This window comes from Variovorax sucrosi (assembly GCF_051216635.1).
Classification (GTDB): Bacteria; Pseudomonadota; Gammaproteobacteria; order Burkholderiales; family Burkholderiaceae_C; genus Variovorax.
The window spans coordinates 119,635-128,853 of the sequence record NZ_JBPJZU010000004.1; the positions used below are offsets into that span (position 1 = coordinate 119,635).

The 9,219-nt window shown below is 62.8% G+C and carries 11 protein-coding genes; 3 read left to right on the top strand and 8 right to left on the bottom strand.

All coding sequences use genetic code 11. From position 1 onward, the window contains the following. Position 1: 1 nt before the first annotated feature. From pheS to ACSFBE_RS09425, 7 genes are all read right to left on the bottom strand, one after another. Positions 2-1,078 (bottom strand): phenylalanine--tRNA ligase subunit alpha, encoded by a 1,077-nt coding sequence (gene pheS, locus ACSFBE_RS09395; RefSeq protein ID WP_435490112.1) that lies wholly within the window; start codon positions 1,076-1,078, stop codon positions 2-4. Positions 1,079-1,189: 111 nt separating this feature from the next. Further along, positions 1,190-1,549 (bottom strand): 50S ribosomal protein L20, encoded by a 360-nt coding sequence (gene rplT, locus ACSFBE_RS09400; RefSeq protein ID WP_262077102.1) that lies wholly within the window; start codon positions 1,547-1,549, stop codon positions 1,190-1,192. A gap of 22 nt (positions 1,550-1,571) precedes the next feature. Further along, positions 1,572-1,775: a 50S ribosomal protein L35 gene (rpmI, locus tag ACSFBE_RS09405; RefSeq protein ID WP_132733279.1), complete on the bottom strand. Its 204-nt coding sequence runs from the start codon at positions 1,773-1,775 to the stop codon at positions 1,572-1,574. A 145-nt stretch (positions 1,776-1,920) separates the two neighbouring features. After that, the gene (infC, locus tag ACSFBE_RS09410; protein ID WP_435490383.1) at positions 1,921-2,532 is read right to left on the bottom strand and encodes a translation initiation factor IF-3; all 612 of its coding nucleotides are present in this window, start codon (positions 2,530-2,532) and stop codon (positions 1,921-1,923) included. Positions 2,533-2,607: 75 nt separating this feature from the next. Continuing rightward, entirely contained in the window at positions 2,608-4,515 is a 1,908-nt protein-coding gene (thrS, locus tag ACSFBE_RS09415; RefSeq protein WP_435490113.1) for a threonine--tRNA ligase, read from the bottom strand. Positions 4,516-4,775: 260 nt separating this feature from the next. Then, on the bottom strand, positions 4,776-6,095 hold the full coding sequence (aceA, locus tag ACSFBE_RS09420; RefSeq protein WP_435490114.1) for an isocitrate lyase: 1,320 nt from the start codon (positions 6,093-6,095) through the stop codon (positions 4,776-4,778). 237 nt (positions 6,096-6,332) lie between these two features. Beyond that, complete coding sequence (locus ACSFBE_RS09425) at positions 6,333-6,725, bottom strand: gamma-glutamylcyclotransferase family protein (protein ID WP_435490115.1); 393 nt, start codon at positions 6,723-6,725, stop codon at positions 6,333-6,335. 37 nt (positions 6,726-6,762) lie between these two features. Between ACSFBE_RS09425 and ACSFBE_RS09430 the strand changes: the two genes are divergently transcribed. Both ACSFBE_RS09430 and ACSFBE_RS09435 read left to right on the top strand, forming a co-directional pair. Then, entirely contained in the window at positions 6,763-7,701 is a 939-nt protein-coding gene (locus ACSFBE_RS09430) for a DMT family transporter (protein WP_435490116.1), read from the top strand. A 179-nt stretch (positions 7,702-7,880) separates the two neighbouring features. Next, positions 7,881-8,303 (top strand): SWIB/MDM2 domain-containing protein, encoded by a 423-nt coding sequence (locus ACSFBE_RS09435; protein WP_262077107.1) that lies wholly within the window; start codon positions 7,881-7,883, stop codon positions 8,301-8,303. A gap of 86 nt (positions 8,304-8,389) precedes the next feature. On the opposite strand, the gene ACSFBE_RS09440 is transcribed toward ACSFBE_RS09435, so the two are convergent. After that, positions 8,390-8,518: a hypothetical protein gene (locus ACSFBE_RS09440; RefSeq protein ID WP_435490392.1), complete on the bottom strand. Its 129-nt coding sequence runs from the start codon at positions 8,516-8,518 to the stop codon at positions 8,390-8,392. Between the two features lie 49 nt (positions 8,519-8,567). Here ACSFBE_RS09440 and ACSFBE_RS09445 point away from each other — a divergent pair, with 49 nt between their 5' ends. Then, positions 8,568-9,206, top strand: coding sequence for a TetR/AcrR family transcriptional regulator (locus ACSFBE_RS09445; RefSeq protein WP_435490117.1), 639 nt, complete (start codon positions 8,568-8,570; stop codon positions 9,204-9,206). Positions 9,207-9,219: the final 13 nt, after the last annotated feature.

Here is a 9,219-nt window from a genome sequence, read left to right on the forward strand (position 1 = left end):
GTTATTGAAATTGGGAAAGAAAGCGCAGGTCGCCGTCGAAGAACAGCCGCAGGTCGTTCACGCCATAACGCAGCATCGTGAGCCGGTCCGGCCCCATGCCGAAGGCGAAGCCGATGTAGCGCTCGGGGTCGAGTCCCATGTTGCGCACGACGTTCGGGTGGACCTGGCCGGAGCCCGCGACCTCGAGCCAGCGGCCGGCCAGCGGGCCGCTCTGGAACTGGATATCGATCTCGGCGCTGGGCTCGGTGAAGGGGAAGAAGCTGGGGCGGAAGCGCAGCACCAGGTCGTCGCTCTCGAAGAAGGTACGGCAGAAGTCGGTGAAGACGACCTTCAGGTCCTTGAAGCTGACGTTCTCGCCGAGCCACAGGCCTTCGCACTGATGGAACATCGGCGAATGCGTGGCGTCGCTGTCGACGCGGTAGGTGCGGCCGGGTGCGATCACGCGGATCTCGGGCGCCTTCGTGGCGCCGGTCGCGTCACCCGCGGCGCCGTCGAACTGGGCCGCGTACTTCTTGATGTGCTGGTGGGCGTAGCGCACCTGCATCGGGCTGGTGTGCGGACGCAGGTTGTACGGAATGCCGTCATCGCCGTTGATGTCGACATAGAAGGTGTCCTGCATCGAACGCGCGGGGTGGTTCGGCGGGTTGTTGAGCGAGGTGAAACTGTGCCAGTCGCTCTCGATTTCCGGGCCGTCGGCCACATCGAAGCCCATGCTCGAGAAGATCGCCTCGATGCGCTCGAGGGTGCGGCTCACCGGGTGGAGGCCGCCGCCGGCAGGCCGACGCCCCGGCAGGGTCACGTCGAGCGATTCGGCGCGCAGCTGCACCGCGAGCTCTTCATCGGCCAGCTGCTGGCGACGCTCGGTCAGGGCCGCTTCGATCGCCTGCTTGACCACATTGATCGCCGCGCCGCGCAACTTCTTCTCGTCGACCGGCAACTGGGCCATGCCCTTCATCAGTTCGGTGATGCGGCCGGCCTTGCCGAGGAAGAGCGCCTTGGCGTTCTCGAGATCGGCGGGCGCCTTGGCGTGGGCAAAGGCGGCCCGTGCGGTGTCGACCAGGGAGTCCAACTCGTTCATGACATTTCTTCGAGGGGGAAAATAAAAAAGGGCTGGTGCTTTTTCAAGCGCCAGCCCTTGTGCCGTGGGCGCAGACGGCCGCCCCGAAGAGCGACAGACTGCTGTGCGGGATCAAGCAGCCAGCTTGGCCTTGACCTGCTCCACGATGCCGGCAAAAGCGGCCTTGTCGTGCACGGCGATATCGGCCAGAACCTTGCGGTCGATCTCGATACCGGCCTTGCGGATGCCGTTGGCGAACTGGCTGTAGGTCATGCCCAGTTCGCGGGACGCGGCGTTGATACGCGCGATCCACAACTGACGGAACACGCGCTTCTTGGTGCGGCGGTCACGGTAGGCATATTGACCCGCCTTCATCACCGCCTGTTTGGCGACGCGGAAGACATTGCCGCGGCGACCGCGGAAACCCTTGGCGAGGGCGAGAACTTTCTTGTGGCGGGCGCGAGCCGTTACACCACGTTTGACGCGAGGCATGTGTTACTCCTGTTCGTCTGAATTAAATGCCCATGCCGGGCAGCATGGCAGCCATCGAAACCATGTTGGTTTCGTGAACCGTCACTGCACCGCGCAGATGGCGCTTGTTCTTGGTGGTCTTCTTGGTCAGGATGTGACGCTTGAAGGCTTGACCGCGCTTGACGGTGCCACCGGGACGAACGCGGAAACGTTTTTTCGCGCTGCTCTTGGTCTTCATTTTGGGCATGTTCATGCTCCTTTAATTTGTGCTCGTGAGGCGCTGCGGATACTCCACAGGCTTGTTGGCCCCGAGACACTTCTTTATCCCGCCGCCGCCTCGGTCCGAAGACCGGGGCAACCGCGAAAACCCTTCAAAACCTTCTTCTACAAGCTCAGGCTGTGGCCGGTGCCGAAGCGGCAGCCTCGGTCGCCGGCTTGCCGCCGTTGGGCTTCTTGCGGCCCGGCGCGATCATCATGATCATCTGGCGACCTTCCAGCTTCGGGAACTGCTCGACGGTGATCACGTCGGCCAGCTCGTCGCGAATGCGATTGAGCAAGGCCAGCCCAAGCTCCTGGTGCGTGATCTCGCGGCCGCGAAAGCGCAGCGTGATCTTGCATTTGTCGCCCTCTTCAAGAAAGCGCTTGATATTGCGCATCTTGATGTTGTAGTCGCCATCGTCGGTACCGGGCCGGAACTTGATTTCCTTGACCTCGATGACCTTCTGCTTCGACTTCGCTTCCGCGGCTTTCTTCTGCTCGTGGTACTTGAACTTCCCGTACTCGATCAGTCGGCAGACCGGCGGATTGGCCGCAGCCACCACTTCGACCAGGTCCACATCGGCCTCACCGGCCAAACGCAGAGCCTCGGAAATACTCATGACACCCAATGGCTCGTTTTCCGGGCCGACCAGGCGGACTTCCGGGGCCATGATTTCCCGGTTCAGGCGGTGTTGGCGTTCCTCGCGGTGGCGGCGGTCGCGAAATGCAGTAGCGATGGTCAGAATCCTTCAATCAAATTGCTACAGAAACTGTAGCTAACACCGTCGAATCCACGCCCACAAACGGACCTCTCGAGAAAATCAGCGTTTGTGTTGAATGTCGTCGGCGATCTTTTGGGAGAACGCCTCTACCGACATGGCACCGAGGTCAACATTGCCTCGGGCGCGCACTGCGACGGCACCTGCTTCCTTCTCCTTGTCGCCTACGACGAGGATGTATGGGAGCTTTTGCAACGAATGCTTCCGTATTTTATACGTAATCTTTTCGTTGTGCAGATCGAGCTGAACTCTAAGCCCTTGATTCTGCAACGTTTTCGCCACTGAAGCAGCGTAGTCGGTCTGTCCTTCACTGATGTTGAGCACCGCGACATGCACCGGTGCGAGCCACGCAGGCAGCGCGCCGGAGTGGTGTTCGATGAGCATGCCGATGAAACGCTCGAGGCTGCCGACGATGGCGCGATGCAGCATCACCGGATGCGCGCGACCGCTCGTTTCCGTCACGTACTCGCCACCCAGTCGCTCGGCCGTGTTGAAGTCCACCTGCATCGTGCCGCACTGCCATTGGCGGCCCAACGCGTCCTTCAGCGTGTACTCGATCTTGGGACCGTAGAAGGCGCCGTCGCCGGGCGAGATGATGAAGTCCACACCCGACCGACGCAGTGCTTCCATCACGGCGTGCTCGGCCTTGTCCCACAGTTCGTCCGAACCGACACGGTTGTCGGGCCGCGTCGCGACCTTGTAGAGGATGTCCGTGAAGCCGAAGTCGGCGTACACCTTCTGCAGTTGCGCCGTGTAGTTGACGCACTCTTCCAGGATCTGGTCTTCCGTGCAGAAGATGTGGCCGTCGTCCTGCGTGAAGCCGCGCACGCGCATGATGCCGTGCAGCGCGCCGCTGGGTTCGTTGCGGTGGCACTGACCGAACTCGCCGTAACGCAGCGGCAGGTCGCGATAGCTGCGCAGGTCCGACTTGAAGATCAGCACGTGGCCCGGGCAGTTCATCGGCTTGAGGGCGTACTCGCGCTTCTCCGACTCCGTCGTGAACATGTTGTCGCGGTAGTTTTGCCAGTGGCCCGTCTTCTCCCACAGGCTCTTGTCGAGGATCTGCGGACCCTTCACTTCCCAGTAACCCGTGTCGCGGTAGATGGCGCGCATGTACTGCTCCACCTGCTGCCACACCGCCCAGCCCTTGGGGTGCCAGAACACCACGCCCGGCGCCACTTCGTCGATGTGGAACAAGTCGAGTTCCTTGCCCAGCTTGCGGTGGTCGCGCTTCTCGGCCTCCTCGATGCGCTGGATGTACTGCTCGAGCTGCTTCTTGTCGGCCCAGGCCGTGCCGTAGATGCGCTGCAACTGCTCGTTCTTGGCGTCACCGCGCCAATAAGCGCCAGCCAGCTTCGTGAGCTTGAAGACCTTCAGGAAACGCGTGTTCGGCACGTGCGGGCCACGGCACATGTCGACGTATTCCTGGTGGTAGTACAGGCCCATGGCCTGCTCGTCGGGCATGTCGTCGACCAGGCGCAGCTTGTAGTCCTCACCACGCGACTTGAAGACCTCGATCACCTCGGCGCGCGGCGTCATTTTCTTGACGACGTCGTAGTCCTGCGCGATCAGCGCCTTCATGCGCTCTTCGATCGCCGCCATGTCCTCGGGCGTGAAAGGCCGTTCGTACGAGATGTCGTAGTAGAAGCCTTCGTCGATCACCGGCCCGATCACCATCTTGGCCGTCGGGTACAGCTGCTTGACCGCGTGGCCGACCAGGTGGGCCGTGGAGTGGCGAATGATCTCGAGGCCTTCCTCGTCCTTCGGCGTGATGATCTGCAGCTTGGCATCGTGGTCGATGATGTCGCTGGCATCGACCAGCTTGCCGTCGACCTTGCCGGCCACCGTCATCTTGGCCAGGCCGGGGCCGATGGATAGGGCGACGTCGGCCACCGACACCGGGCCGGGGTACTCGCGCTGCGAATTGTCGGGAAGCGTGATCTGGATCATGGAAAAAACCTTGGATTGAAAAGCAAAAAAGCGCGGTGATGACCGCGCTTTTTCTGGTGGACAGCTGGTCGAACCAGCGTGCGCGGACTACCGGCGCGTTCCTTCGAAGGAAGCGCGGCCGAATGCAGCGGTCGTAGTTCGCGGTGTCATAACCAGGTGCCTTTCTCGCTCTTGTGGGTCAAACGAAGCCTTGGATTCTATCCGCAGCCACGAAAAAAACCCGGCGCTCAGGCCGGGCTTGGACGCAACGACGGGCCGGATCAGTGGAACTGCTCTTCCTCGGTCGAACCGGTCAGCGCCGTCACGCTCGACTTTCCGCCCTGGATGACCGTGGTCACCTCGTCGAAGTAGCCGGTACCGACTTCCTGCTGATGCGACACGAAGGTGTAGCCGCGCTCGCGCGCCGCGAACTCGGGCTCCTGCACTTTCTCCACATAGGCCGACATGCCGCGCTGCGCGTAGTCCTGCGCCAGATCGAACATGTTGAACCACATCGAGTGGATGCCGGCGAGCGTGATGAACTGGTACTTGTAGCCCATGGCGCCCAGTTCCTTCTGGAACTTGGCGATGGTCGCGTCGTCGAGGTTCTTCTTCCAGTTGAAGGACGGCGAGCAGTTGTATGCCAGCAGCTTGCCCGGGTGCACCTTGTGCACGGCTTCGGCGAACTTGCGGGCGAACTCGAGATCCGGCGTGCCCGTTTCGCACCACACCAGATCGGCATAGTGCGCATACGCCACCGCGCGGCTGATCGCCTGGTCCATGCCCTTCTTCGTGCGATAGAAGCCCTCGGCCGTGCGCTCGCCGGTGATGAAGGGCTTGTCGTTGTCGTCGTAGTCGCTGGTAATCAGGTCGGCAGCCTCGGCATCCGTCCGTGCGATGACCAGTGTCGGCGTGCCACACACGTCGGCGGCCATGCGCGCCGCGATGAGCTTCTGCACGGCTTCGGTGGTCGGCACCAGCACCTTGCCGCCCATGTGGCCGCATTTCTTCACCGACGCAAGCTGGTCTTCGAAGTGCACGCCACCGGCACCGGCCTTGATCATGGCCTTCATCAATTCGAAGGCATTGAGCACGCCGCCGAAGCCGGCCTCGGCGTCCGCCACGATCGGCGCGAAGTAGTCGACGTAGCCCGCGTCGCCCGGGTTGGTGCCCTTCGACCACTGGATCTCGTCCGCACGACGGAAGGTGTTGTTGATGCGCTCGACGACGGTCGGCACCGAATCCACCGGGTACAGCGACTGGTCCGGGTACATCGATGCGTAGCTGTTGTTGTCCGCGGCGACCTGCCAGCCCGACAGGTAGATCGCCTTGATGCCGGCCTTGACCTGCTGCATGGCCTGGCCACCGGTCAGCGCGCCGAGGCAATTCACATAGGGCTCGCTGTGCACGAGGTCCCAGAGCTTCTCCGCACCACGGCGTGCGAGCGTGTGCTCGATCGGGAACGAGCCACGCAGCCGCACGACCTCGGCAGCGGTATAGCCCCGCTTGATGCCCTTCCAGCGCGGGTTGGTGGCCCACTCTTTCTCCAGGGCGGCGATCTGCTGTTCACGGCTGAGTTGTTCGGTGAGGGTCTGCGGCATGGTGACTCCGTTGCGGTTGATTGAATGGGAAAGGCGCTGGGCCTTGGCATTCACTGTATGCCGCAGACCTCTGTCTTATGTCTTATATAAGACATATATTTTCTTCAACCAAAACAACCACTTAACTCGCAATTCCCTCAATGCGAAATTCTCTTTCTCATATCGAGAAAAAATAGTGCGCCGCAGCATCAACGCATTGCACATCGCGAAAGGCGTTTCCGACAATGAAACGCCGGCTCAGCGGCGACGCCAATCACCGCCGGGGATCAGGGGCCGACCGGACAGGCGCTCCGGATGGATCTCGTAGACCAGGCAGTTCAACGACTGACCGGCCATCACCACCGGCACGTCCCGCTTGCGGTATTCGCCCGATCCGTCGGCCTTCACTTCTTCGAGGATGTCGAGCGCGGCCTCGACCGCAGCCGTGATGCGGTAGACCTCGCCCACCACCTGGCCGCCCTCGCCCAGAACGATCCCGGGGTAGGCCCCGAGGTCGTACAGACAACCGCCGATCGACGCCTGGCCGACGAACAGCGGCACTGGGCGGTAGCGTGCGATGTCGTTGCGTTCACCGCGGCGCAAGGTGCCATAGACGAACACAGGGCGGGTCGCTTCTTCGGGTTGGGGCATCATCGAAATCCAATCTCCAGCATCGATCGCCAGTCTAGTGAGCCCCGCCGCCAACGATCCACGCCGCCTCGTCGCCTATGGCTGTCTTGCCCTGAGCATGTCCTTGGTGGGCGCGTACGTGGCGCTCTCCAAGCCATTGGTCGCCGCCTTTCCCGTGCTGTTGCTCGCCTGGTTGCGCTTCGGCATCGCCGCGCTGGCCATGCCGCACTGGCTGCGCCGGCCGGCCGACGAAGCGCCGATGACGCGGCGCACGCGCGGGCTCGTGTTTCTCGAATCCTTCCTCGGCAACTTCATGTTCTCGATCTGCATGCTCTTCGGCGTGAGCCTGACGAGCGCGGTGTCGGCCGGCGTGATCATGGCGTCGATCCCCGCCGTGGTCGCGGTGGCGAGCTGGCTCTTCCTGCGTGAGCGCATCGGCTGGCGCATCGGCATGGCCATCGGTTGCGCAGCCATCGGCATCGGCTTGCTGGCACTGACGCCTGCGCATGCGCCCGCCGACAGCGCAGCGCCGCGCGCGTCGATGCCGTGGCTCGGCAACGTGCTGGTCTTCTGCGCGGTGCTCTGCGAAGCGTCGTATGCCGTCATCGGGAAGTCGCTGACCGGACGACTCGGTCCCAAGCGCATCTCGTCGCTCATCAACCTCTGGGGCTTCGTACTGTCAACGCCCTTCGGCATCTGGTTCGCGCTGCGTTTCGATTTCGACGCCGTCAGCGCAGGCATCTGGACACTGCTCGTCGTGTACGCGCTGGCCGCGAGCATCTGGACCGTGTGGCTCTGGATGACTGGCCTGCAGCGCGTGCCTGCCGCGCAGGCCGGCGTGTTCACCGTGATGCTGCCGGTCAGCGCTGCCGTCGTCGGCGTCGTGGTGCTCGGAGAAACACTCAGCATGCCGCAGATCGGCGCCTTCGCGATGGCCCTGGCGGGCGTCGTTCTCGCCACCTGGCCATCACGCACGTCGACGCCGATGGCGCACTGAGCACGCGACACGCGCGCCCAGAGCGATGAAAGCAGCGCTTTCCCCTCTGAAAAAACAACAGCCCCCAATGAAAAAGTCCCGTTTTCCCTTGGAAACGCGTTTTTTCTCCTTTAGCATGCGCTCTGCCAGTGGAGACGCAGCTTTTCATTGGTGAAACCAACCAAAAAAGGAAATCAACCATGGCAACTGCAAAGAAGGCTCCGGCCAAGAAGGCTCCCGCGAAGAAGGCCGCTCCGGCCAAGAAGGCGGCAGCACCTGCGAAGAAGGCTGCTCCGGCCAAGAAGGCTGCACCCGCCAAGAAGGCCGCTCCGGCCAAGAAGGCACCTGCGAAGAAGGCTGCACCCGCCAAGAAGCGCACGCCCAACGCAGCGTTCATGAAGGCCCTGACCCCCAGCCCGGCACTCGCCGCCGTCGTCGGCTCGACGCCGCTGCCGCGCACCGCTGTGGTCAGCAAGCTGTGGGACTACATCAAGAAGAACAACCTGCAGGACAAGGCCAACAAGCGCAACATCAACGCCGACGCCAAGCTGAAGGAAATCTTCGGCAAGGCCCAGGTCTCGATGTTCGAGCTCGCCGCCCTGATCGGCAAGCACGTCAAGTGAGCCCCCGCGGCGCCCCGTGCGCTGCATCGAAAAGCCGGCAACCGCCGGCTTTTTTTTCGTCTGCATTCTTCGCGCTTCGCGGTGTCTCAGCCCCTGCCCTGCGCAGCCTTCGTGATCGCGCTCAGCGTGCCCCGTGTGGTGATCACCTGGGGGTCGAGCGGAATCTCGGTCAGCGAGCCCGTGTCGGCCGCCAGCGTGCGCGCCTGCCTCCTCACCCAGCAGCACCCTCCATAATTCCCGTCCCGGTTAGTTAGAACCAGAACCATGGCCTCCCCCTCCTCGCCCCCGCGCCTTCGCGACGCCGACAAGTCACAGCTGACGATCCTCACCGCAGCGCTCGAGGAGTTCTCGCAATTCGGCCTGGCGGGTGCACGCGTCGATCGCATCGCGGAACAGGCCGGCGTCAACAAGCGCCTCATCTACTACTACTTCGGCAACAAGGACGATTTGTTCCTCGCGGTGCTCGAACGCACCTACGCCGACATCCGCGCGGCCGAACAGGCGTTGCACCTCGACGCCATGGACCCGGTCGAAGCGGTGCGCCAACTCGTGTCCTTCACCTGGCACTACTACCTCGAGCACCCGGAGTTCATCACGCTGCTCAACAGCGAGAACCTGCACCAGGCGGTGCACCTGAAGCAGTCCGCACGCATCCAGGAAATGAACTCGCCGCTGGTGCAGTTGCTGGCCGACGTGCTCGAGCGTGGCCGGCAGCAAGGCCTGTTCCGCGACGGCGTCGATCCGATCCAGCTCTACATCTCGATCGCGTCGATCTGTTACTTCTATCTCTCCAACAACGCCACGCTGTCGGCCATCTTCGGCCGCGACCTGAAGGCGCCCAAGGCACTGGCGCAACGCCTGTCGCACATGACCGAGATGGTGCTCGGCTACGTCCTGCGCTGACGCGCGCTTTGTC

Bases quoted from the DNA above. Each gene is read 5' to 3' on its own strand.
- rplT (WP_262077102.1), bottom strand. From the start codon at position 1,549: ATGCCTCGCGTCAAACGTGGTGTAACGGCTCGCGCCCGCCACAAGAAA.
- ACSFBE_RS09425 (WP_435490115.1), bottom strand. From the start codon at position 6,725: ATGCCCCAACCCGAAGAAGCGACCCGCCCTGTGTTCGTCTATGGCACC.
- ACSFBE_RS09435 (WP_262077107.1), top strand. From the start codon at position 7,881: ATGGCAACTGCAAAGAAGGCTCCGGCCAAGAAGGCTCCCGCGAAGAAG.
- ACSFBE_RS09445 (WP_435490117.1), top strand. From the start codon at position 8,568: ATGGCCTCCCCCTCCTCGCCCCCGCGCCTTCGCGACGCCGACAAGTCA.
- pheS (WP_435490112.1), bottom strand. From the start codon at position 1,078: ATGAACGAGTTGGACTCCCTGGTCGACACCGCACGGGCCGCCTTTGCC.
- thrS (WP_435490113.1), bottom strand. From the start codon at position 4,515: ATGATCCAGATCACGCTTCCCGACAATTCGCAGCGCGAGTACCCCGGC.
- aceA (WP_435490114.1), bottom strand. From the start codon at position 6,095: ATGCCGCAGACCCTCACCGAACAACTCAGCCGTGAACAGCAGATCGCC.
- rpmI (WP_132733279.1), bottom strand. From the start codon at position 1,775: ATGCCCAAAATGAAGACCAAGAGCAGCGCGAAAAAACGTTTCCGCGTT.